Here is a 22,902-nt window from a genome sequence, read left to right as displayed (position 1 = left end):
GTCCGTTGCCGTGACGGGGTGGTGTGATGGGCGTCACAAAATATAGATTCTGCGTGGCCGGGAAGGCTTCGCGAACAGGGATGGAAGAATGCAAAACATAAAGATAAACCCCTGGTGGGTGGTGGCCGCAGCGGCGCTGATTCTGGTGTGCAATATGGGAATACGCCAGAGTACCGGGCTGATGCTGCCGGCGATCAGCCTGGATCTGAGCATCCCGATGGCGACGCTGGGTTTTGGCTTCGGGGTGCAGAACCTGATCTGGGGAGCCGTGTCGCCCATCGCCGGGATGATGGCGGAACGTTTCGGTACGCCGAGGGTGCTGCTGGCCGGGGGCGTGATCTATGCCGCCGGACTGCTGCTGGCCGCGCAGGCCGAAAGCAGCGCAATGTTTTTTGCCGGTAATGCGATCCTGATCGGGGTCGGCGTGGGGGCGACCACCTATCCGATCGTACTGGCGGCGGTCGGGCGTCACTTCGGCGACCGTAACCGCACCCTGGCGCTGGGGATTGCCAGTGCCGGCGGCTCGTTGGGGCAGTTTGTCTACGCCATGCTGCACGGCTGGCTGGCTCCGCTGGTGGAGTGGTCACAGATCTATACCGTCTATGCAGCCTCGAGCCTGCTGATCCTGCTGCTGGCCGGGGTGCTGCGGGAGCGACGCGATGACGCCGCCGTACCGGGCCAGCCTGGCAGCGGCCTGAGCTGGCAGGCGATCCGCGAGGCCTTCGGTAACCGGGATTACCAGCTGCTGAATATCGGCTTCTTCGTCTGCGGCGTGCATATCGCCTTCCTCTCAGTGCATCTGGCGGGCTTCGTCGCCTCCTGCGGCCTGCCGGTGGCGGTCGCTTCCGACTCGCTGGCGCTGATCGGGCTGGTCAATGTGGTGGGTGTGATCGGGGTTGGCTGGGCTGGCGATCGCTGGCATAAGCCCTGGTTGCTGACCCTGATCTACTGGCTGCGGGCCTGCCTGATCATGATGTTGCTGCTGTTGCCGCCCAGCTCGACGCTGTTTTACATCTTCTCGGTACTGATGGGGATGCTGTGGCTCTCAACCGTGCCGCTGACCAGCGGCACCGTGGCGCAGATCTTTGGCGGCCGTAACCTGGCGTCACTGTTCGGTTTCGTGATGTTCAGTCACCAGGTCGGCGCCTTCCTCGGCAGCTGGTGGGGCGGTCTGGTGTTTCAGTGGTACGGTAACTACGACCTGGCGCTGATCCTCAGCGCAGCACTGGGATTGCTGGCCGCGGCAGTTCACCTGCCGATGACCCCGGCGCGGATGCGCCGCTACTCAGAGGCCGCCGCTTAACCCCGGTCAGCTGTTGGCCGGGCGCATCTTCTTCATCCGTTTACTGAGTGCGGGCTGGGAGATCCCCAGCAGCCGGGCGGCCAGTGACTGGTTGTTGTCGGCCCGCTGCAGCGCCTCCGCCACCAATAGCTGGTCCATCTCCGCCAGCGTCGGCAGCGGACTGTCGGGGCTGAAGCTGACCGTGGCCTCAGTGTAATTAGCCGGCTGGGTATCCTCGCCCAGTACCTGCTTAAAGGCATCCATCGACAGCATATGGGAGCGGTGCTGGCTGAGGGCATTGAACACCAGCGCCCGCATCTCGCGCACATTGCCGGGGAAGTGGTAGGTGGCCAGTAGCTGGGCCAGCTCCGGCGGATAGCCGGGTGGCTGTTTATCCAGCTCGCCGGCGGCCTGCTGGACAAAGTGCTGCAGCAGCAGGGGGATATCCTCCTTGCGCTGGCGCAGCGGCGGGATCATCACCTGATGGGTGCAGAGACGGTAGTAGAGGTCCTTACGGAAACGGCCCGCCTGCTGTTGCCGGGCCAGATCCTGATGGGTGGCGACAATGATGCGGGCGCGACTGCGCTTGGGGCGGTCGCTGCCCAGAGGATAGTACTCGCCCTCCTGCAGCAGGCGCAGCAGCTTCACCTGGGAGCTCATGCTGAGATCGCCGATCTCATCCAGAAACAGGGTGCCGCCGGCGGCTTCCTCCACCAGTCCGGCACGGCTCTTGTCGGCCCCGGTAAAGGCACCGCGCTGGTGACCGAACAGGGTGTCGGCAAAGACATTGTCATCCAGCCCGGCGACATTGACCGTCACCAGGGCGCCACTGCGGTTGCTGAGCTGGTGGCAGGCCTGTGCCAGCAGCTCCTTGCCGGTGCCGCTTTCGCCGCAGATCAGCAGCGGCTGGTTGCTGGGGGCCACCGATTCCAGGTACTGGAACACCGCCCGCATCTGGCTGCTGCGGGTGATAATCGCCTCGAATACCTCGGGCCGCTCCAGCGAGTTGCTGAGGATACGCTGGCCCATGGCTCGGTTTTCCCGGCGCATCTCCTGCATCCGTATCGCGCGCTTGATTCCCTCGATCAGGCGGTTCTCTTCGGTGGTTTTGACGAAGTAGTCAAAGGCGCCCAGCTTAAGGCAGTCCACCGCCGACTCTACCTGATTGAGGCCGCTGATAATGATCACCGCTACCTCCGGATACTGTTCGGTGATCAGCGGCAGCAGTTCGTTGCCGGACAGGTGTGGCATGGTCAGGTCCAGCAGCACCAGGCCGATCGGGTGCTGCTGCAGGATGGCCATCACTTCGCGGCTGTCGTTGCAGCGGTGGATATTGGTAATACCGCCGTTGCGTTCCAGCAGGATACTCAGGCTGCGCAGGTAGGAGGCCTCGTCATCCACCAGCAGCACGCCGAATTCCGGGTAGAGGGATTGATTGATCATGCCGGGGTCTCTCCGTTCAGGGGCAGGGTCATCACCACAGTGGTGCCGACGCCGGGGGTGGAATCAAAGCTCAGCTGGCCGCCATGGGCCTGTACTATACCGCTGGAGACGGACAGGCCCAGGCCGGTGCCGCCCTGTTCGCGCTTGGTGGTGAAGAAAGGGTCCATCAGCCGCTTCAGGTTGTCGGCGTCGATACCACAGCCCTGATCCTCGACCAGCAATAGCACCTGCTGCAGGTCGGAGCGGTAGCCGGTGCGTAAGCGTACGCCCTTACTGCGCGCAGGCAGTGCCTGACAGGCGTTGAGAATCAGGTTGATCACCACCTGTTCGATACGCTGGGCATTGCCGCGTACCCTGGGCAGCTCACTGGCGTAGTCGGTCTGAAAGTTATCGGTGGCCTTGCGGATGGAGTTATCCACCAGCCGCACGGCGGTGGCGACCACTTCATTGAGATCGAACGGCTCGCGGATATCCTCGCTCTCCTGGCGGGCGAAGTCCTTCAGGTCTTCTACAATGCGGCGGATGCGCTGGGCACCATCCTGCATCTCACCGAGCATGGCCGGAATCTCATCGCGCATCCGCGAGTAGGCAAGGCCGCCGAGCATAAAGTCACCATCTTCCTCGAAGCGCTGCTCCAGATACTCCTGGCAGTCCTGCCAGGCTTCCTGCAATACCGGAAGGTTGAGGATGATCAGTCCGCTGGGATTGTTGATCTCATGGGCCACACCGGAGACCAGTATCCCCAGCGAGGTCATCTTGTCGGCCTGGATCAGCTGTTGCTGCTGCAGGTGCAGCTCGGCGGTGCGCTTATCCACCTGTCGCCGCAGCATGCGGTTCCAGATCATGGCGCCGCCGAGACCGATCAATAGCAAGGCCGAGAGGATGGCAGCCACCTTGCCCAGCTGTTTCCAGGGCAGGCCCTGCTCCTGCAATGCTCCCAGCCATTTATCGTAGATCGCCTGCTGGCGGCCGGTGTTCTTCAGGATGGCCAGCCCTTCGCTGAACTGCGCCAGCAACTCCTCATCGCCTTTGCGTACCGCATAGCCGTAGCGCCGGGCCTGTGACAGCTGGCCCACGGGCACGATATTGGACAGTCCCAGCTCCTTACCCAGGTAGAGTCCCGGCAGGTTGGCGACCAGGGCGTAGTCATGTTTACCCGCGGCCAGCAGACGCAGGGCATCGGCATGGGTGTCGACGGTGATAATCAGGGCGCCGATATTCTGCCGCAGCAGCTCGTCGTGCAGGATGCCGTGCTTCTGCACGATGACCTCCTTATTGCGCAGCTGATCGAGCCGGGTCGCCACCGGCTCGCCACGGCGGGCGAAGATCGACTGATGTACGATGGCGTGGGGCGGACTGAAGGCGAAGGTCTTGCCGCGTCCGGCGGAGCTGACCATGCCCTGCAGGGCATCGATCTCCCCCTGTTCCAGCGCCTGGCGCACCTCGGACCAGTCACCGAAGCGGAACTCGACCCGCATGCCCATCACCTCGGCGATGGCACGGGTCAGCTCGACGTTGTAACCCGCCGGCAGGCCATCTTCATCGAGAAATTCATAGGGTGGATAGTTGTAGTCGCCGCCGACCGTTACCGTCTCGGCCGGGGCGGCGGACAAGGGTGCAGCTGTCAGCCAGAGGCAAAACAGCAGGCTGGAGAGCAGGCAAGAGTTAAACGAACGGACCGGGGCCGCGATAAACGACATGCGGCGGATTCTCCCTGATTGAAGTTGATCACCCCTGAGGGGATAGCGGAATGTGGCTCAGTATAGCTATTTTTCAGCACCGATCCTGCGGGGTTACTACGTAGGGGCAATTCCCTGTAGAGGGTGTAATATCTAAAAGGTCCACTTTATATATTGAGAGATCGTTGTCTCGCAATGTATGTTTCTATCCAGGAGATCATGCTATAACCCGCCTGCAAGAAGCTTCACTTGTTGGTTCAAAGTGATTCTTGCTATCTAACTGCTTTTAACAGGGAAGGGAAGGCAGCTCCAGATACTACCTGTCACAGATCCTTCCCAGAAGCGGAATCGCTTACTAATTCAGAGGGAAGTTTTATGGGTTTCTATACCGATTGGTTTATCGCTGATAAAGCAGATGCAGAGAAAATTGCCTCAATTGTGACCACTGAAGAGTACGACTTTGACGATTGGCCACACCTTTCTATGAAAAACATCGGTGTCGTCGAGCTGGGGCTGTTATGGGAACGGCTTGCCGGTGATGAGCTTGATCCGGGATTACCAACTTTTGGAGAAAGCCTGTTTGAAGGTGATGAAGAAGATCTGTTCGTTTTTGAGTTGGCTTCAGAATACATAGCAGTGCTGGCTAGTGTTCAACCAGATCAGGTGCCGGGGATTTCAGCACAATGGTATGACAATGAAGAGTTGTCTGCTTTTTCGCTGGAAGAAGTTACGGAATTGCTTCAGGAGATTGTTAGCTTTACACAACAAGCTAAGCAAATGAATAAACCGATACTTGAACTGGCGACGATCTGAAGCTTTTACATTGAGAAACTCTTCAGAACCTTACACTTTGAAAGAGATAGTTTATGCCTTACCCACGCGAAGCGAAAAGGGATGACCTGTTTACGCGTATTACCATTTCGTTTGTATTGATTGCTGTTGCGATGATCTTTGTTTCCATTTCCAGTAACGGAGGTATTAAGTATGCGGCGATCAAAGCTTTTCCCAAACACTCTGATGGGCACGTTGATGAGGTTGAAATAGCAACTGATGGCACGATGCTAGCTATTCACTATTCGTTCACTGATGCTGTGAGTAACACATTCACAGGAAGTACGTACCCTAACGTCTATAGCAAGAACAAAGAATACCAGTCGGGAGACTCCATTGAATTAGTCTATTCGGGGTTGTTTCCTGAACTCAACGAACTTCGTTCTAAGCTTGAAACCAACGCTATGGATTTCTACTTTATGGCTGCAGCTTTAAGCGCCATGCTCCTGCTAACGACCTTTATCTTCTGGAATTTCGGTAAGTTAACGAAGATGAGAAAAGAAGATCGTTATTACTAAAGCAACAACATTTCACACTTTTCGTGTTGGGGAAATTGATTCGATTTTCAGCTCCAGCGGCTGCTTATCCACAATACCGCGAAACCAGCGGTGCATGGGGGTGGTGGCCGCGTTATCCACATTCGGCGCGGCGCGCCCGGCCTGCAGGTCCTGGCGGTTGATGGTACGCATCTCGACACTGAAGCGGGTGGCATCGGTGCTGTTGGGCACACTGGCGTGCAGCTGGGCGCTGGCGAAGCAGAGGATGTCACCCGGCTCGATCAGTATCTTTTCAACTCCGCTCTCATCCACGACCTCCAGCGGCTGTGGCGCTGAGGGGTAGGCGCTGCGCCGCTCTTCAGGCACTTTGCGCCGTTCCGCCAGATAATCCTCAAAACACCAGCTGTCGGTGTTATTCGCCAATGGCCTGTCCCAGTAATCGGGATAGAAGGCGATGCTGCGTTCGGCTTCCAGTGAATAGATCGGGGCCCACCAGTTGATCTGGCTGAAGATATTGGCTCCCCAGCTGTCGCGATGGTGACCGATAGCGGCACGATGGGCGCCGTTGTGACTGCCGTCGCTATCCCTATCGAAGGGCACGACCCGCAGCGGGAAATGGTCGTAGAAGGTCTCTGACAGCTCAACGCCACACTGCTGCAGGGCGGCGAAAAACAGATCCTTGGGCCACTGGCTTTTGCGGAATTCGCTCTGTACCTCGCCGGTCAGCTGCAGGAAGTCTTGCGGCGATAGCCGGTGCTGGGCGCGGACCGGGTCGAGTCCGCTGAGCTTGTCGCGCAGCAGCTGGTCGGTGCGGTCGATCAGCTGCCGCATTGCCGGAATATTGCGGAACACCAGCAGCTCGCCGCGAAACAGATGTTCGGCACGCTGCGGGTCATCGATAGGCTGATCAAGCTGGATAATCTTCATGGCGGTCAGCATAAAGGCCGGCTACGTGGTCGACTAGGACCAGATAGGTGAAAAAATATCGGCTCACTATCCGGCAGGAGCTGTCGCTGCAGAGGTCGTGATCAGATCACGCCCCAGAAGCGCATCAGGTAAACCCCGGCGCTGATGGTCAGGGTGGAGCCGATGGTGGTGGTGAGGACGATATTGGCGGCCAGCTCGCCATTGGCCCCCATCCCCCTGGCCATCACGAAGCTGGCGGCAGCGGTGGGGCAGGCGAACAATACCATCAGCATCACCAGTTCTTGTCCCCGGAAGCCATAGAGCCAGGCACCGCTGGTCAGCACCACCGGAAAAATCACCAATTTGCAGGCGGTGGCCCAGGCGGCCATCGCCGAGCTGTTGCGCAGACTTTTCAGACTGAGGGAGCCGCCAATTGCCAGCAGGGCCAGCGGCAGGGTCATATTGGCGAAATATTTGCCGGTTTTACCGATCACTTCCGGTAGCTGCCAGCCGAAGAAAGAGAACGGCAGTGCCGCAGCAACGGCCAGGATCAGCGGGTTTTTCGCCACTTCCAGCGCTGACTGGCCGAGACTGGCGGTATCGCTTTTCTGTAGCGGCAGGCTGAGGCAGAGGATCGCCAGCACGTTATAGAGTGGGATCACCATCGCCAGCAGTACCGCACCCTGCGCCAGCCCCGCTTCGGCAAACAGGTTGTAGGAGAGGGCCAGGCCGACAATGCCATAGTTGCCGCGAAAGGCACCCTGGATAAAAGGCCCCAGGTCGCGGCCATCGCTGATCCAGCGCGCCGCCAGCCACCACAGCAGGCTGAAACTGATCAGGGTGGACACCACCAGGTAGATCATCTGGTGGGGGTTAAATACCGACTGGAAATCAGTCCGGGAGATCGCCATAAAGACCAGTGCCGGCAGGGTGAGGGTAAACACCAGCTTTGAGGCGACGGCGATAAAGTTATCGTTGATCAGGTTGATCCGTTTCAGGAAGGTGCCGAGAAAGACAATAAAGAAGATCGGCGCAACGGTGTTGGCGGTAAAGCCAAAAGTTTGCAGATAGAGTTCCAACGGCGGGCATCCTGCGTGGGTGGAAAACAGCGATTTTACCACCGCAGTCGCAACCCCTTCTATCGCCGGAGTTCAAACTGAAGATTCAGACCTCTTCAGCCTCACTGTCGGTCAGGTGTTTTTTCGGGTAGTCATACAGTTCGAGGGCACCGCAGGACTCGGCCAGTTCCGACCAGCTGGTGATGCTGAGATGGATATGCAGCACTGATGCGGTGGGGCAGGGCAGGCCGGTTTCATGGGTCAGGTAGTAGGCCAGGTCTTCCAATCCGGGGTTATGGCCGACCAGCATAATATGGCGATGGCGGTCGGGCTGGTTCTGCAGCACGTTGAGCAGGGTTTCGTAGCAGGATTCATACAGTTCCGGCACGACTTCTATCTGCTGTGAAGGCAGCTTTAATTCGTCGCTGACGGCTTTGGCGGTTGTCAGCGCACGTACCGCGCCGCTACTGAGGAGGTGGTCAGGATAGAGCTGAAAGCGCTGCACTCGCTGTGCCAGTCCCGGCAGGTCCCGGTTGCCACGCTTATTGAGCGGGCGTTCGAAATCTGAGAGGCAGGGATCACTCCAGCTGGACTTGGCGTGCCGAATCAGCGTCAGTTTTTTCATCAGATCTTTCCCCAGGCAAGCAACCTGAATTCAGGTTCCTCCTCATTATTGAACAGCTCTGTGGAAAAGCCAGTATCCGGAGGTAAAAAAGACTGATCCGACGTGTACGGCGGCAGCGGTTGCACTATGACGCAAAGCACAAAATGTTAGCTGCCACCGACGTAGTCACACGCCGGATCAGTTCAGGGCGGAGAGGTCTGTCTCCGCAATAGACGGTGCCACAACAACTGAAGTGCCTGCACTAGCCAGGGACTTCTGTTGCCTTATACCGCCGGGGATGCCAGCAGGCGCTCGCTCTCGTGTGAGCGTCTGCAGAGCATGCGTTGCCACAGACTGCGCATCTGCTGCATCGGCATACTGCCGGTGTGCTGCAGGTGCATCGGGCCGTCGTTAAACAGCCGTGGGTCCATGGTGTCCAGGTCATCGTCGATGATCGGACGGAAATCCATCAGGTCGAGAATGTCACGCTGCAGGTCGATGCCCGGTGCAATCTCGGTCAGCTTCATACCGGCGTCGGTGAGTTCGAATACGGCACGTTCGGTGATAAAGGTGACTTTTTGCCCTTTCTGCAGCGCGTACTCTCCGTTAAAGGTGATCTGCTCGACCTGTTTCTTAAACTTGCGCAGGTGGCCGTTGCGGATCACCCGGAGCTGGTGGTCTTCTATCTCCAGCTGCTGACTGCCGGAGGTGAAGGTGCCGAGGAAAAATACCTCGCGGGTGTTCTGGGTGATGTTGATAAAGCCGCCGGCACCGGCCAGCTTAGTGCCGAAACGGCTGACATTGACGTGGCCCTGAGGACAGGTCTCTGCCAGGCCGAGGAAGGCCTGGTCCAGGCCGCCGCCATCGTAGAAATCAAACTGTGCCGGCTGGTCGATAATGGATTCGGCATTGGCCACGGCACCGAAGCTGAGGCCGCTGGCCGGCTGACCGCCGATACCGCCCGGCTCGACCGTCAGTGTGAAGTCTTTCAGCCGTCCCTCTTCGGCCGCGACTGTTGCCATCATCTCCGGCATACCGATCCCCAGGTTCACCACCGCGCCTTTGTTCAGTGCCATCAGGGCACGGCGGCCGATAATCTTGCGGGCATTCAGCGGTGCCGCTTCATGATGACCGGCAGGCTGGCGGATCTCGCCGCTGTAGGCCGGGTTGTAGGGTTCGGCAAAGGTCTGCGGGTGATCGGCCGGGTCGGCGACAATAACGTGATCGACCAGAATGCCGGGGATTTTGATCCGGTCCGGGGTCAGGTTGTGGCTGTCGGTGATGCGTTCCACCTGTACCAGCACCAGTCCGCCACTGTTGCGGGTGGCCTGGGCGATCGCCAGCGCTTCCAGTGGCAGCGCTTCGCGCTCCATCGAGATATTGCCGCGCTTATCCGCGGTGGTGCCGCGCAGCAGCGCGACCTGGATCGGCTGGGATTTGTAGAACAGGTACTCCTGACCGGCAATATCGATCAGCTCTACCTTGTCATTCGGCGTGCGCGGGTTGATGCAGCCGCCGTCGTAGCGTGGATCGACAAAGGTGTTGAGGCCGACATGGGTCAGGGTGCCGGGCTTGCCGGCGGCGGTGTCGCGAAACAGGTGACAGATCACCCCCTGGGGCAGGTTCCAGGCATCGATCTTATTGGCGATCGCCAGTTCGCCCAGCTTTGGGGCCAGCCCCCAGTGACCGCCAACCACCCGGCTGACCAGGCCTTCGTGGCCGAAGTGATTCAGGCCACGCTGGCGGGCATCACCTTGTCCGGCGGCGTAGATCAGACCCAGGTTACGCGGGTGACCCTCGCTCAGGAAGCGCTGTTCGATAGCACTGGCAAGGGACTCGGCAAAGCCGATACCGATAAATCCGGCCGTCGCCACGGTGGCGTCGTCGGGGATCAGTTGTGCTGCCTGCTTGGGGGTGATCTGTAAGCTTCTCATGGTGATGCCCTTCGATTGTTGTTGTTATCTGCTGCTGGTTTAGTTTCAGCAGTTACAGCAATACCCGGGCCATACCTGTATTGTTTAGTGAAAACAATGGGTTGATGGCTTTTCGGTATAAACGGCAGAGATAAGGTGTCTGTAATATCAGACGCTTTATGTCTGGTGTCCGAGTTGTCCGGACTATCTGTCTGCGACGGGCTCAGTCGTTATAGTCGAAAAAGCCGCGACCCGTCTTCTTGCCCAGCCATCCGGCGGCGACATAGCGGCGCAGCAGCGGTGCCGGACGGTATTTCACCTCTCCCAGTTCTTTCTGCAGTACTTCCATAATCGCCAGACAGGTATCCAGGCCGATAAAATCCGCCAGTGCCAGCGGTCCCATCGGGTGCGCGCAGCCCAGCTGCATGGCGCTGTCGATATCGGTGGCACTGGCGACCCCTTCATCCAGCAGGAAACAGGCTTCGTTCAGCATCGGCAGCAGTATACGGTTTACGACAAAACCGGCCTTATCAACGCTGCACACCGGCTTTTTACCCAGTGCTTCGGACAGGCGCAGGATACGGGTCTGGGTTATATCGCTGGTGGCCAGGCCGCGGATCACCTCGACCAGCTCCATGACCGGTACCGGATTGAAAAAGTGCATGCCGATCACGTTCTGCGGGCGACGGGTTGCGGCGGCAATGGTGGTGATGCTGAGAGAGCTGGTGTTGCTCGCCAGCAGAGCCTCGGGCTTGGCGTACTGATCCAGCTTACGGAACAGTTCCAGTTTCAGCGCCAGGTCTTCGCTGGCGGCTTCGATCACCAGATCACAGTTATGGATAGATTCCAGAGAAGGCACCGGCGTGATATTTGCGACAATGTGGTCTGCTTCCTCGGGCTGCAGCTTATGCTTCTCAACCTGTCCCAGCAGGCGCAGATGAATCCGTGCCAGGCCCTGTTGTGCCAGATCCGGTGTTGCGTCTGACAGCTTCACTTCGATACCTGCGGCGGCAATGGATTGTGCGATGCCACAGCCCATCTGGCCTGCGCCGATGACGGCGATGGATGAGAAATTATGCATAGTCCTCTCCCTTAGGATTAGGGGTATATACCTATTTTTGCTGCAGTGCAGTATAAGTGTTCCCCCCTGATTTTTATAGTGCTTTACGGCGCACAGTCGTAATCAGGCAATAGTTACTCAGTGTAGTGCAGGATTTTATTTGTGCGGTGCGGAATCGATGGCGCGACATTGGACATGCCGCGCGGGAGGGTTCGAATAAGGAGTTAAGCCCGCTGACGGGCCTGATAGAACAGCCACATGGCAGCCAGTGTGACGGCCGCGCCGGTCAGCTGCAGGCCGCTGAGCATCTCATCCAGCAACAGGTAGCCAAAGCCCATCGTCACCAGCGGCTGCAGCAGGGTCAGGTTGACGATCCGGTTAATACTGTGGCGTGAGATCAGCCGGTACCAGATGTAATAGGCCAGTACCGAAGAGCCGCCCACCACATAGAGCAGGGAGGCGATACTGTTGCCGGTCAGTTGCTCGCTGAAGGGGCGGCTATCGGGCTGCAGCCACCACAGCAACATACAGAGCGGGCTGCTGATAATGCCGATCCAGAACTGTACTGTCAGCACGGGCAGGTCGCTGATCCGCCTGACTAACAGGTTGCCCGCCGCCCAAACCAGCATGGAAAACAGGATAATCACTGCGCCCAGCTGCAGCTCGACCTGTTGCTGCAGCAGGATCGGGGTGGCAATGCCGGCTACGGCACCGAGCAGGGCCAGTACCTGCACCGGACGCAGCCGTTCATTCAGGAACAGGAAGGCCAGCAGTGAGGAGCAGGGCGCACCCAGCAGCAGGATCAGCCCGGCCACTGAGCTGTCGACGTAGCTGATACCGATCGCCAGGGTGCAGAAATGACCGATCCCCATCACCAGTGCCAGGGTGGCGATATCGCGAAACTGATGCCGCGCAATCCGCCAGAAAGGCAGCAGCACCAGCGCCAGCAGGGCGAAGCGGCTGGCCGTGAACAGCAGCGGTGACATATCGTTCAGGCCGATCTTCATCATCACCACGTTCAGGCCCCAGAGCAAGACTACTGCCAGCGCACCGCTAACGGGCTGGTCGATCAGGGGCTGAAGCCACCGGGCGGCTGATTTCATACGGTTTACTTCACTGTGGCGGAGAGGGGCTGTGCATTATGCATAAAAAAGCCCGGCCACAAAGGGCCGGGCGAAAAATACAGACAACTTGCTGTATCGGGCAAACCGGGAACCCGCAACCCTGGCATCCGGTGCCGGACTGAGGGTTCCCTTCGGAGAGTAGTGTTTCGCTTACTCGCTCGGGAAGGCGAACTGGGCCTTCTCCTGGATACCGGAGGCAGGCCAGCGCTGGGTCACAGTCTTACGCTTGGTGTAGAAGCGCACGGCATCAGGACCATAGGCGTGCAGGTCACCGAACAGGGAGCGCTTCCAGCCACCGAAGCTGTGGTAGGAAACCGGTACCGGCAGCGGTACGTTGATGCCGACCATACCGACCTTGATGTTGTCGGAGAAGTAACGCGCTGCTTCACCGTCACGGGTGAAGATGCAGGTGCCGTTGCCGTATTCGTGGGCATCGATCAGGTCCATCGCTTCCTGCAGGGTGTTGACGCGCATCACGCAGAGTACCGGGCCGAAGATCTCTTCTTCGTAGCAGCTCATGCCTGGTTTCACGCCATCGATCAGGGTGCCGCCGACAAAGAAACCGTCAGTGTAGCCTTCAACCTGGGCATCACGTCCATCGACAACGATATTGGCACCCTGTTCTGCGGCGCTGGCGATATAGCCTTTCACCTTATCAGCGTGCTGGCGGGTGATCAGCGGACCGAAATCGTTGCTGGCGTTATCGAAGGCACCCACTTTCAGGGTTTCCATACGCTGGCGCAGCTTGCGTACCACGGCATCGGCAGCTTCATCGCCTACTGCTACCGCTACGGAGATCGCCATGCAGCGCTCGCCGGAGGAGCCGAATGCGGCACCGGTGAGGGCCTCAACGGCGTTGTTCATATCCGCATCCGGCATCACGATAGCGTGGTTCTTAGCACCGCCCAGTGCCTGGCAGCGTTTGCCGTTGGCATTGGCGGTAGAGTAAATGTACTCGGCGATCGGTGTGGAGCCGACAAAGCTGACAGCTTCGATGCGGCTGTCGTTCAGCAGGGTATCTACGGCTTCCTTGTCACCGTTAACCACGTTCATTACGCCATCTGGCAGGCCGGCTTCTTTCAGCAGCTCGGCGATAAACAGGGTGGAGGACGGATCACGCTCGGATGGCTTCAGGACGAAAGTGTTACCGCAGACGATCGCCATCGGGTACATCCACAGTGGCACCATCGCCGGGAAGTTGAACGGGGTGATGCCCGCCACGACGCCCAGCGGCTGGAACTCACTCCAGGAATCGATTGCCGGACCGACATTCTTGCTGTGCTCGCCTTTCAGCAGTTCTGGGGCGTAGCAGGCGTACTCGACATTCTCGATACCGCGCTGCAGTTCGCCCATGGCATCGTGGGAGATTTTGCCGTGTTCCTGGCCGATCAGTTCACAGATCTTTTCTGCATTGTCTTCCAGCAACTGCTTGAAGCGGAACATAACACGGGCACGCTTGGCCGGTGGGGTATTGCGCCATGCAGGGAATGCTTCCTGAGCGGCCGCAATGGCCTGTTCAACGGTAGCCTGGGATGCCAGCGCCACCTGCTTTTCAGCCGCGCCGGTGGATGGGTTGTATACGTCCTGGGTGCGCGCTGCGTCGGTAACGATCTCGCCGTTAATCAGGTGTCCGATCAGATTCATGTTCACTAGACCTCTTTAAATTCAGTGTCGGTCGCGCCGGGATGGCGGCGCGGCCGCTTTTTATTGTTGGTTACTTACCGCGTGGGGCTTAGTCCTGCTCCTGCAGGGTTTCGCCCAGGGCGTTAATCAGGCTGTCGATCTCGTCGCGTTCGACGATAAACGGTGGTGCCAGCTGGATAGTGTCGCCGCCGTAACGGACGTAGAAGCCTTTCTGCCACATCTTCATCGCGATCTCATAAGGACGGCGTGCCGGTTCACCCGGCTTGGATGCGATCGTCAGGCCTGCAGCCAGGCCGTAGTTACGGATATCGGTAATATGGTTGCTGCCTTTCAGGCTGTGGACCGACTCTTCCCACAGACCGCTCATCTCGCTGACACGATTGATCAGATGGTTCTGTTCCAGCACATCCAGTGCTGCCAGGCCGGCGGCACAGGCGATTGGATGGGCGCTGTAGGTATAGCCGTGCGGCAGCTCCATCATATATTCAGGGCCACCATTTTCCATAAAGCAGTCGTAGATCTCTTGCTTCACCGCGACGGCACCCATCGGCTGGGCACCGTTGGTCATCTGTTTCGCCATATTGATCATATCCGGCGTCACACCGAAGGCTTCAGATCCGGTTTTCGCCCCGGCACGCCCGAAGCCGGTGATCACCTCATCGAAGATCAGCAGGATGTTGTGCTGGTCGCAGATCTCACGCAGGCGCTGCAGGTAACCCTTCGGCGGAATGATTACCCCGGCAGAACCGGCAAACGGCTCGACAATGACGGCCGCAATATTAGAGGCATCATGCAGCGCGATCAGTTCCAGCAGGTGTTCGGCCCGCTCGGCGCCGGTTTCCGGCATGCCGCGGGTGAATTCGTTGCCTTCAACCTGAGTGTGGGGCAGGTGGTCGACGGTCAGGGTTTCGCCATAAAGGACACGGTTGGCGCCGATACCGCCGACACTGATGCCGCCGAAGTTGACGCCGTGGTAGCCCTTGGCCCGGCCGATCAGGCGGGTTTTGGACGGCATCCCCTTCTTGCGCCAGTAGGCGCGGGCGATTTTCAGCGAGGAGTCAGCCGCTTCAGAACCGGACCCGGTGAACATCACCCGGTTGATCCCTTCCGGCATAAACTGAGTGATACGCTCGGCCATCTGGAACGCTTTAGGGTGGCCGTACTGGAACGCCGGGGCGTAATCCAGCTGCTTCGCCTGCTGTGCGATGGCTTCATTAATCTGCGGCACATTGTGACCCAGGCCGCAGGTCCAGAGGCCGGACAGGCCATCGAAGATCTTACGGCCATCGATATCGGTGTAGTAGCAGCCCTCGGCCGCGACGATGATCCGTGGGTCTTTTTTAAACTCACGGTTAGAGCTGTAAGGCATCCAGTGTGCGTCAAGCTGTGCCTGGGTTGGCGACTGATTTTTTATTGTGTCACTCATCGCTCACTCCTCAAGAATTCGGGGGATCTGTGAAAATGTATGGACAGAGTGTGGCCCGGTTATTAGTTTTGATGAATTCAAAATAAAAAATCTTTAGTTAAGCAAAGATTTAAGTAATGCTTAACTAAATCTGATTCTGCTTTGATCTGCCTGGAGGGTTGCCGTGGTTCGTTCTGCTAAGTCTTTGATTGGACAGATAAGTGATATCGACCTGCGATTGCTGCGGGTGTTTCGTACCGTGGTGGAGAGTGGCGGTTTTGCCCAGGCTGAGGTCGAGCTGAATGTCACCAGCTCGGCGATCAGTATCAGTATGTCGGACCTTGAAAAGCGCCTCGGGCTGCGTTTGTGCCAGCGTGGCCGCGCCGGATTCTCGCTGACCGATGAGGGCCAGGCGGTCTATCTGGCGACAATGCAGCTGTTTACCTCGCTGGAGTCCTTCCGCAGTGAGATTCATGCCATTCACCAGCAGCTCAAGGGCGAGCTGGCGATCGGCATCACCGATAACCTGGTGACCTTTCCGCGCATGCGCATCACCAATGCGCTGAAATCCCTGCGCGAGCAGGGGCCTGAGGTGAATATCCGCATTCGCATGATGCCGCCTAACGAAGTGGAGACCGGTCTGCTGGATGGCCAGCTGCATGTTGGCGTGGTGCCGATGGTGCATCAGTTGAAGGGGCTGGGGTATTCCACCCTCTATGACGAGGATGTACAGCTCTACTGCAGCTCAGAGCATCAGCTTTTCACCACCCCGGACAGCGCCATCAGCGCGGCGGAGCTGAAAGACTGCGACACGATCGACTGTGCCTTCGCCCAGCCGGCCACTGCCCGCGAGTGCCTGCAGCAGCTGTCGCTGACCGCCAGTGCCTCGGACCGCGAGGGGATCGCTTTCCTGATCCTCAGCGGGCTCTATATCGGCTTCCTGCCGACCCATTATGCGGCGCGCTGGGTGGCGGATGGCAAAATGCGGCCACTGCGGCCCGACATAATGAAATACAGCATCCAGTATGCGGCGGTGACCCGTAAAGGGGTGCGCCCCAACCTGGTGCTGGAGACCTTCCTGCACGAGCTGGCGCAGCATGAGATGGACTAGGGGCCTGAAACCTTGATATCTGCCGCGACTCTGCTAAATTCAGTCCCAGTCTAACCACTGATTTCACGCGGGAGGGTACAGATGATTGTAGTCAACACCTTCCGGGCAATGCGCTGATTGCGGCTTCTCATGCCGTACCTGATCAGTCGCTGATCACACTGCCCGGTCTTATGCCGGGGCTACTGGCCCCCTGAGAATTCTTTCTGTGACGCCGAGAGAGCCTGTCATGCGGCTTTCGTGCGTCAGGGGTTGTTATGACTACTATTACCTATTCCCTGTCCCAGCTGGGATGGACGCCTTTCTTTCAACAACAGATCAGCCTCGACGAGTGGGAACACAATATCCCCGCCCGGGTGGTCTGCCAGCACCGATCCTGCCTTGAACTGCTGACCGAGCGCGGCGAAATCCGTTTGCCGCTCAGCCCCGGTATGCCGCCGCTGACCGTAGGCGACTGGCTGTTGCTGGATCGCAGTGACATTTTTGCCCGCAGACTGGAGCGCCGGTCATTGTTTTCCCGTCGCTCGCCCGGCAGCAAGGTATCTGAACAGCTGATCGCGGCCAATGTGGATACCGCTTTTATCGTCTGCTCGCTTAACGACGATTTCAGCCTGAACCGTATCGAGCGCTATCTGGCGCTGGTGCGTGAAGCCGGAGCCGATCCGCTGGTGTTGCTGAGCCGGGCCGATCAGTGCCCTGATGCCGATGAGCATCTGCAGCAGGTCAGGGCGCTGGAGCCCCTGCTGATGGCAGAGGCCGTCAATGCCCTTGATCCCGTTACTGCGCAAACGCTGGCACCCTGGTGTCAGAATGGCAAGACCGTGGCCCTGCTGGGCTCATCCGGGGTGGGTAAGTCGACCCTGATCAATACCCTGCTGGCCGATCAGGCGCAGCAGACCGGCGCCATCCGCGAGGCCGACAGCAAGGGGCGGCATACCACCACCGCGCGCTCGCTGCACCTGATGACCGGCGGCGGCCTGTTGCTGGATACCCCGGGCATGCGCGAGCTGCAGCTGGCCGGTTGTGAACAGGGCCTGGCGCTGAGCTTTGCCGATATTGCCGGGCTGGCGCAACAGTGTCGCTTTGCCGACTGCCAGCATCAGACTGAGCCGGGCTGTGCCGTCAGCGCAGCGATCAGCCGGGGCCAGCTGGATCAGCGTCGTCTCGACAGCTATAGCAAGCTGATGCGGGAGCAGGCGCATAATGCGGCGACCCTGGCGCAGCGGCGGGCTCGTGAACGGGATTTTGCCCGTATGTGCCGCACCGTATCCGGTGAAGCCAAAAAGCGTAAGCGCGAGGGGTAGGCGGAGTAAGCGGGGAGGTTAGCCGGGACTGATCCGTGGCTATGCCGCAGTGGTTTGTCCCGGCCTGACGAGAAGCCCCCGACCTGGGTCGGGGGCTTTTTCGTTTCTGCCTTACTCGATGCCCATCAGGGTCTGTGGCAGGTAGAGGGCGATCTCCGGAATGAAGGTCACCAGCATGACCATCGGCAGGTGGCCGAACACCAGGAACTTCAGGGTGGGCTTCAGGTATTTATCCAGTGGCAGCTTGCCCACCGCCCCGGCCATATAGAGCATTGGCGCGCAGGGGGGCGACACATTCCCCAGCCCCAGGTTGACGCCGACGATAGCGGCAAAATGGATCGGGTGGATACCCAGCTGGTTGATCACCGGCAGGAAGATCACCGCCGCCAGCACGCTGCCGGAGATATCGTCGACGATCATGCCGATCAGCAACAGCAGCAGGTTGATCATCAGCAGGATCACATACTTGTTTTCCGAGAACTGCAGCAGGGCTTCGGCCAGCTGTTTCGGGATCTGCTCCAGAATCATCGCCCGGCTCATAATGAACAGGAAGAACAGTACCGCCAGGATCGAGCCGGTGGTGATCACCGCCCGGATAGTGGCGTTGCCCAGCGACTTCAGCGTCAGTCCCTTGTAGATATACATCCCCACCGGAATGGCATAGATCACGGCGATCGCCGCCGCCTCGGTCGGTGTGGCGATACCACTGTAGATCACGCCAAGGATCAGCAGCGGCATCAGCAGGGCAAAGCTGGCCCTGTAGCCGGACATCATCACGCCTTTGCCGGCTTCGGCGAAGCTCAGCTGGGGGGCGACTGAGATGGAGTCATTGTTGCGCAGGAACCAGAAGTTCAGGCCACAGTAGACGATCGCCAGCAGGATGCCGGGGATGATGGTGGAGAGAAAGGCCGCGCCCACCGAAATACCACCGGTAATGGAGAACACGATCATCGGGATGCTGGGCGGGATCAGCAGCGCCAGCACCGAAGAGCAGGCCACCAGCGCAGTGGCATGACCTTCCGGATAGCCCTCGCGCACCATGCGCGGGATCATGATCTGGCCGATCGCGGCAATCGCCGCCGAAGAGCTGCCGGAGATGGCGCCGAACAGGGCGCAGGTCACCACCGTCACGGCACCCAGGCCGCCCTTGATACGGCCGACAAAGGAGTTAACGAAGTCCAGCAGGCGTTCTGAGATGCCGCCCACCGCCATCAGGGTGCCGGCCAGTACAAACAGTGGCAGCGCCAGCAGGGCGAAACCACTGGCGGTATTAAAACCGTGTGGCACAAGGAAAGAGATATTGTTTCCGGTCAGCACCGGGAACAGAACCGCGCCGATGCCAAAGGCAAAGGCAACCGGAATTTCGATCAGCAGCAGTACCACGACCACCAGCATGACCAGGAGAAAAGTAACCATAGGATGCAGCTCCGGAGAGTTATCTGGTGCGGGTTATCAGGTGCTGTTGCGCATGCGCAGGATGGTGCGCAGCTCATTGATGCTGTGGAGCAGGAAGTAGCCGGTCATAGTGGTGAAGCCGGCAATCATGCTGGCGCTCCAGAGACCTTTGGGCCATTTCAGGTACAGGCTCAGGCGGCCTTTCTCGATCACGAACAGCGAATACTTGATGGCGAAATAACCAAAGATACCGGCCGCGATCACGCAGACGATATTGCTGAAAAAGCGCACCAGCGCCAGCTTGAACGGATCTTTCACTACCAGGCTGACGATGCCGCCGTGGATATGTTCCTGGGCGCGGGTGGCATAGCCCATACCCAGAAAGTAGATCCAGACCCCCAGCAGAATGGCCACTTCTTCAATACCGGCGAAGGGGGAGTCGAAGCCGTAGCGCAGCACCACCTGAGTAAACATCAGCACTGCCAGCGCCAGTCCGGTGAAGATGATCAGGGCGCGGAAACACCAGTCAAAACCCGCTTCCAGCCGGGTCAGGATACTGGACGGGCCTGGTGCAGCCAGGGAGTCGGGCAGGGCATCAGCACTGCTGACAGCAGATTCTTGCTTAACCTGTGTATTCATGGAATTACCTCTTTATCGCAAGTAAAACAAACAGGGCCCGAAACGGGCCCTGTTGCTGGCAGGCTTACTTAATGCCTGCGATCTCGCGCAGCTGATCCATAATTTCAGGACCAACCTGTTTTTCCATAAATGGCCATTCGTTGGCGTACAGGGTCTTCTTCGCTTTCGCCAGCTCTTCAGGCGTCAGCTCAACCACATTGATACCGGCATCGCGCACTTTGGCGAGGAAACCGTCATCGATGCTCTGGGCTTCATCCCAGATGCGGTTCAGGGTGGCGTCGGCGGCAGCGGTCAGTTTCTGCTGCTCTTCAGCGGACAGGTCCTCAAACCAGGACTTGTTCACCAGCCAGAAGGCGTGTTCGAAGTAGTCACGGGTCAGGATGTAGGATTCCAGCACATCACGCATCTGCCAGATCTCCACCGATGGACCGAAGGCGCGGCCATCAACGGTGCCCAGCTGAAGCGAAGTGTAGAGCTCGGAGAACGGCATAGGAACCGCTGAGAAGCCCCAGTTATTGAAGCGTTCGATGGCGATCGGTACCGGTGGTACGCGCATTTTCACGCCCTTGGCTTCAAACGGAAAGTCACTCGGGGTCTTGGTTTCGCCCTTACGCATGGCGACAGAGCCAAAGCCGGTTGGGATAGTGCCCAGCGCCTTCAGGTCGAGATCGTCGAGGATCTGATTGTAAACGCCCTGCATTTTGCCGTTCGGGCCATACACCTTACGGGCATCCTCCCAGTTATCGACCACATAGCCGAGCCAGGTCAGATCCAGGCGGCCATCGAATTCAGATGCACCGAAGGTCAGTGTCATCGGGATAACGCCTTCCATGCTCTGCTCGAACAGTGAGGTCCAGTCACCCAGGTCGCCGCCCGGATGGTAACTGATCTCGAGGCCGGAGCCCTGTTTCGCCAGCTCTTCGGTGAAGATGCTGGAGGTCTGATGGAAGATATGATCGGAAGGATAGGCATGTGCCAGGATGAAATCATCTGCACTGGCGGTTGAAAGGGTTGTGCTGCTGAGCGTTGCCGCCAGAGCACAGGCGCTGATCAGGGATTTGATTTTACTTTGGCTTTGCTTAAACACCGTAGTGCCTCCGCTGGGACTTAGTTATTTTTTTATATGTCGCAGGCAGAGTGTGCAGGTCGGGTTTTCTTTTATAAATTTACAATAAATAAAACTTAGTTTAGTAATTGCTTAAGTTTAAGTTGAGCTTGGTGTAACTGACTGAATATATTGCGAAGCAGAAAAACTGCTACCGGATAGATGTTTTTTCTGATTTTAGCGGCAAATAGCCTTGTTTTTTCAGTATTTTATTCTGCCTCTCTGTACCGCGCTATACGCGTTCAGCGCCGGATCTGTCGCTGTGTTTATACGCCAGTATCCGTATTGATACGGAGGGCTTGTGTCGTAAATAGTGTTGCCGCGAACGCAGTCACAGGCTGCGGCAGCATCTGCTTTGGCAGTGACGGGGCGTTGTCGGGTGTGAATTTTACGGTGACAGGGCGGGCAAAGCGTCGGCAGGGAGAGGTACGGTTAACGGTTCAGGGCGAGAGGGTACCGCTATTCAGGCCCCGAACATGGGATAGCATTGCCGTTGTCATATCTGCGAGACAAACATCAGCAAAACTGCCATCCAGGTTGCGAATAACAGATGATAACCCATATTACCCTCCTCGCCTTTAGGGGCTGGTTTTTATTGACTGTGTTTTAAATAACCGCAGCAGTAACCGGGCCATAACTTCTAAGTGGCTGAAATATAAGCTGTTTTAATTGAAGCCATAAGACCAGGCCAGCACTATGGCGATAAAACTGTAAGCTATTGATCAGGCAGGAGACGCGGCCAGGTAGCCGGGTCTTGCTCGGGAGTGAGATGTTTTTTCCTTTTAAATCAGTATGTTAACAGCACTTAATCTAAATCTTTACAGCGCTTTTTGATTGTAACTCTATCTTTACAGTCTGTTAGGGCGTATTTCAAATAGACGGATTATCTGTATATTTTTCAATGAGTTGATTGGAAGTGTTGTGCTGTCTTGTGTTTGATACAGGGCGGATGTCAGGAAAACCGCCACAGCTGCATTGCGGCGGTTTTACAGCGCCGGATGATCGGCGGGTATAGTCAGCGGCGGGCTTCAGCGTGGCGATGCACATCAGCGGCATGATAATTGAGTCCCGATGCTGCGTATCCGTAGTACCGCCTCCTCAGTATGCCCGTATTGCCTTGCCGCCGCTTTTGAGCCGTGGGGGGCTGCTATGCCTGCCGCGTTATCTCATGCTAACCCGTACCCGTACCCGTACCCGTACCCGCAGCTCAGCGGTACCCGTGCTGGCACGCCTGCGTAAACCGGAGTGTTGGGCGCCATATGCGCAGGCCCTCTGCGGGACGAGGGTACGCCAGGCCGCCCGGCGTTGTGTGCGTTGCAAGACCGCCGCCTTATCTGTGGCGGTATCGTTCTCTATCCTGTTTTAGCCGGCATCAAGCTACGCATTAAGCCGGCATCATCAAAGCGGATGAGATTTTTCTGGTGTCGTTTAAAGGTCAGTGGCCACGGCCGCGACAGGCCCGCAAACGCAGCCGTATCGGGGCAACCGTAGATACCGCGTGGATGACATCCCGGTCTTTATCGTGAGCAGCCACCCCCGCGCCACGGCGGGCTTGATGCTGGAGACGGTGAATGTCGCCTGGCGAATGATCTGCCTTTGTATCCGGCCGTTAGGAGGGAATCCCGTGCGGCGACGCGGCAGCCTTTATAATTATCTGAAAGGTTAATTGAGCCGCCTGCGACGCCGGGGAGTTTTCTTATTATGGTGTTGGTTATTGATCGCTGTGCTTAGAGAAAGGTGATGACCAGAATCAGAACTGCCAGCCAGGTTGTTGCCAGAATTCGTGTGCCCATCTTGTCATCTCCCGTCTGCCTTGCCTGAAGCGCTTTTTCTGCGCCGCCTGATATGTTTTGCACTGCCATGTACTGCTAACAGCAGTAACCAGGCCAGACTGGGTAACTGGCT

General features: G+C 58.1%; 19 protein-coding genes. 6 read left to right on the top strand and 13 right to left on the bottom strand.

The features are described 5' to 3' along the window. Positions 1-88: 88 nt before the first annotated feature. On the top strand, positions 89-1,303 hold the full coding sequence (locus Q354_RS0105895) for an MFS transporter (RefSeq protein ID WP_027856799.1): 1,215 nt from the start codon (positions 89-91) through the stop codon (positions 1,301-1,303). Positions 1,304-1,309: 6 nt separating this feature from the next. On the opposite strand, the gene Q354_RS0105890 is transcribed toward Q354_RS0105895, so the two are convergent. Beyond that, positions 1,310-2,722: a sigma-54-dependent transcriptional regulator gene (locus Q354_RS0105890; protein WP_027856798.1), complete on the bottom strand. Its 1,413-nt coding sequence runs from the start codon at positions 2,720-2,722 to the stop codon at positions 1,310-1,312. After that, positions 2,722-4,425 carry a transporter substrate-binding domain-containing protein gene (locus tag Q354_RS0105885; RefSeq protein WP_027856797.1) on the bottom strand — a complete coding sequence of 568 codons (1,704 nt, stop codon included), beginning with the start codon at positions 4,423-4,425 and terminating at the stop codon, positions 2,722-2,724. Before Q354_RS0105885 ends, Q354_RS0105890 begins: the two co-directional genes overlap by 1 nt. 354 nt (positions 4,426-4,779) lie before the next feature. Between Q354_RS0105885 and Q354_RS0105880 the strand changes: the two genes are divergently transcribed. Both Q354_RS0105880 and Q354_RS0105875 read left to right on the top strand, forming a co-directional pair. Continuing rightward, the gene (locus Q354_RS0105880) at positions 4,780-5,217 is read left to right on the top strand and encodes a hypothetical protein (RefSeq protein ID WP_027856796.1); all 438 of its coding nucleotides are present in this window, start codon (positions 4,780-4,782) and stop codon (positions 5,215-5,217) included. A 53-nt stretch (positions 5,218-5,270) separates the two neighbouring features. Next, positions 5,271-5,753 (top strand): hypothetical protein, encoded by a 483-nt coding sequence (locus Q354_RS0105875; RefSeq protein WP_027856795.1) that lies wholly within the window; start codon positions 5,271-5,273, stop codon positions 5,751-5,753. Positions 5,754-5,765: 12 nt separating this feature from the next. On the opposite strand, the gene Q354_RS24790 is transcribed toward Q354_RS0105875, so the two are convergent. The 8 genes from Q354_RS24790 to Q354_RS0105835 form a co-directional block, all read right to left on the bottom strand. After that, positions 5,766-6,659 carry a phytanoyl-CoA dioxygenase family protein gene (locus tag Q354_RS24790; RefSeq protein ID WP_051559947.1) on the bottom strand — a complete coding sequence of 298 codons (894 nt, stop codon included), beginning with the start codon at positions 6,657-6,659 and terminating at the stop codon, positions 5,766-5,768. A 101-nt stretch (positions 6,660-6,760) separates the two neighbouring features. Beyond that, positions 6,761-7,717 carry an AEC family transporter gene (locus tag Q354_RS0105865; RefSeq protein ID WP_027856794.1) on the bottom strand — a complete coding sequence of 319 codons (957 nt, stop codon included), beginning with the start codon at positions 7,715-7,717 and terminating at the stop codon, positions 6,761-6,763. A gap of 85 nt (positions 7,718-7,802) precedes the next feature. Beyond that, a complete protein-coding gene (locus Q354_RS0105860) occupies positions 7,803-8,321 on the bottom strand; it encodes a SixA phosphatase family protein (protein ID WP_027856793.1) in 519 nt (172 codons plus the stop codon). Positions 8,322-8,584: 263 nt separating this feature from the next. Beyond that, positions 8,585-10,234 (bottom strand): acyl CoA:acetate/3-ketoacid CoA transferase, encoded by a 1,650-nt coding sequence (locus Q354_RS24785; protein WP_051559936.1) that lies wholly within the window; start codon positions 10,232-10,234, stop codon positions 8,585-8,587. Between the two features lie 202 nt (positions 10,235-10,436). Continuing rightward, entirely contained in the window at positions 10,437-11,294 is an 858-nt protein-coding gene (locus tag Q354_RS0105850) for a 3-hydroxyacyl-CoA dehydrogenase family protein (protein WP_027856792.1), read from the bottom strand. Between the two features lie 203 nt (positions 11,295-11,497). Next, entirely contained in the window at positions 11,498-12,376 is an 879-nt protein-coding gene (locus Q354_RS0105845; RefSeq protein WP_027856791.1) for a DMT family transporter, read from the bottom strand. Between the two features lie 171 nt (positions 12,377-12,547). Continuing rightward, on the bottom strand, positions 12,548-14,041 hold the full coding sequence (locus tag Q354_RS0105840) for a CoA-acylating methylmalonate-semialdehyde dehydrogenase (RefSeq protein ID WP_027856790.1): 1,494 nt from the start codon (positions 14,039-14,041) through the stop codon (positions 12,548-12,550). A gap of 88 nt (positions 14,042-14,129) precedes the next feature. Next, positions 14,130-15,467, bottom strand: a complete 1,338-nt coding sequence (locus Q354_RS0105835) for an aspartate aminotransferase family protein (protein WP_027856789.1) — start codon at positions 15,465-15,467, stop codon at positions 14,130-14,132. Between the two features lie 163 nt (positions 15,468-15,630). Here Q354_RS0105835 and Q354_RS0105830 point away from each other — a divergent pair, with 163 nt between their 5' ends. Then, a complete protein-coding gene (locus Q354_RS0105830; protein ID WP_027856788.1) occupies positions 15,631-16,557 on the top strand; it encodes a LysR family transcriptional regulator in 927 nt (308 codons plus the stop codon). Positions 16,558-16,811: 254 nt separating this feature from the next. After that, positions 16,812-17,858 (top strand): ribosome small subunit-dependent GTPase A, encoded by a 1,047-nt coding sequence (gene rsgA, locus Q354_RS0105825; RefSeq protein ID WP_027856787.1) that lies wholly within the window; start codon positions 16,812-16,814, stop codon positions 17,856-17,858. A gap of 111 nt (positions 17,859-17,969) precedes the next feature. Here rsgA and Q354_RS0105820 read toward each other — a convergent pair whose 3' ends face one another. From Q354_RS0105820 to dctP, 3 genes are all read right to left on the bottom strand, one after another. Further along, positions 17,970-19,274 (bottom strand): TRAP transporter large permease, encoded by a 1,305-nt coding sequence (locus tag Q354_RS0105820; RefSeq protein WP_027856786.1) that lies wholly within the window; start codon positions 19,272-19,274, stop codon positions 17,970-17,972. A 36-nt stretch (positions 19,275-19,310) separates the two neighbouring features. Further along, on the bottom strand, positions 19,311-19,892 hold the full coding sequence (locus Q354_RS24780; protein WP_051559935.1) for a TRAP transporter small permease: 582 nt from the start codon (positions 19,890-19,892) through the stop codon (positions 19,311-19,313). 64 nt (positions 19,893-19,956) lie between these two features. Then, on the bottom strand, positions 19,957-20,979 hold the full coding sequence (gene dctP, locus Q354_RS0105810) for a TRAP transporter substrate-binding protein DctP (protein ID WP_051559934.1): 1,023 nt from the start codon (positions 20,977-20,979) through the stop codon (positions 19,957-19,959). Positions 20,980-22,165: 1,186 nt separating this feature from the next. Between dctP and Q354_RS28445 the strand changes: the two genes are divergently transcribed. Next, positions 22,166-22,363, top strand: coding sequence for a hypothetical protein (locus Q354_RS28445; RefSeq protein ID WP_169828862.1), 198 nt, complete (start codon positions 22,166-22,168; stop codon positions 22,361-22,363). Positions 22,364-22,902: the final 539 nt, after the last annotated feature.

The organism is Marinobacterium jannaschii DSM 6295 (assembly GCF_000620085.1).
GTDB lineage: Bacteria > Pseudomonadota > Gammaproteobacteria > Pseudomonadales > Balneatricaceae > Pontibacterium > Pontibacterium jannaschii.
The sequence above is the reverse complement of the archived record's forward strand: the minus strand, read 5'-3'. Positions and strand labels throughout refer to the sequence as shown.

Bases quoted from the DNA above. Each gene is read 5' to 3' on its own strand.
- Q354_RS24780 (WP_051559935.1), bottom strand. From the start codon at position 19,892: ATGAATACACAGGTTAAGCAAGAATCTGCTGTCAGCAGTGCTGATGCC.
- Q354_RS0105845 (WP_027856791.1), bottom strand. From the start codon at position 12,376: ATGAAATCAGCCGCCCGGTGGCTTCAGCCCCTGATCGACCAGCCCGTT.
- Q354_RS0105875 (WP_027856795.1), top strand. From the start codon at position 5,271: ATGCCTTACCCACGCGAAGCGAAAAGGGATGACCTGTTTACGCGTATT.
- Q354_RS0105820 (WP_027856786.1), bottom strand. From the start codon at position 19,274: ATGGTTACTTTTCTCCTGGTCATGCTGGTGGTCGTGGTACTGCTGCTG.
- Q354_RS0105895 (WP_027856799.1), top strand. From the start codon at position 89: ATGCAAAACATAAAGATAAACCCCTGGTGGGTGGTGGCCGCAGCGGCG.
- Q354_RS0105880 (WP_027856796.1), top strand. From the start codon at position 4,780: ATGGGTTTCTATACCGATTGGTTTATCGCTGATAAAGCAGATGCAGAG.
- Q354_RS24790 (WP_051559947.1), bottom strand. From the start codon at position 6,659: ATGAAGATTATCCAGCTTGATCAGCCTATCGATGACCCGCAGCGTGCC.
- rsgA (WP_027856787.1), top strand. From the start codon at position 16,812: ATGACTACTATTACCTATTCCCTGTCCCAGCTGGGATGGACGCCTTTC.
- Q354_RS28445 (WP_169828862.1), top strand. From the start codon at position 22,166: ATGCTAACCCGTACCCGTACCCGTACCCGTACCCGCAGCTCAGCGGTA.
- Q354_RS0105860 (WP_027856793.1), bottom strand. From the start codon at position 8,321: ATGAAAAAACTGACGCTGATTCGGCACGCCAAGTCCAGCTGGAGTGAT.
- Q354_RS0105885 (WP_027856797.1), bottom strand. From the start codon at position 4,425: ATGTCGTTTATCGCGGCCCCGGTCCGTTCGTTTAACTCTTGCCTGCTC.
- Q354_RS0105840 (WP_027856790.1), bottom strand. From the start codon at position 14,041: ATGAATCTGATCGGACACCTGATTAACGGCGAGATCGTTACCGACGCA.
- Q354_RS0105835 (WP_027856789.1), bottom strand. From the start codon at position 15,467: ATGAGTGACACAATAAAAAATCAGTCGCCAACCCAGGCACAGCTTGAC.
- Q354_RS0105850 (WP_027856792.1), bottom strand. From the start codon at position 11,294: ATGCATAATTTCTCATCCATCGCCGTCATCGGCGCAGGCCAGATGGGC.
- Q354_RS24785 (WP_051559936.1), bottom strand. From the start codon at position 10,234: ATGAGAAGCTTACAGATCACCCCCAAGCAGGCAGCACAACTGATCCCC.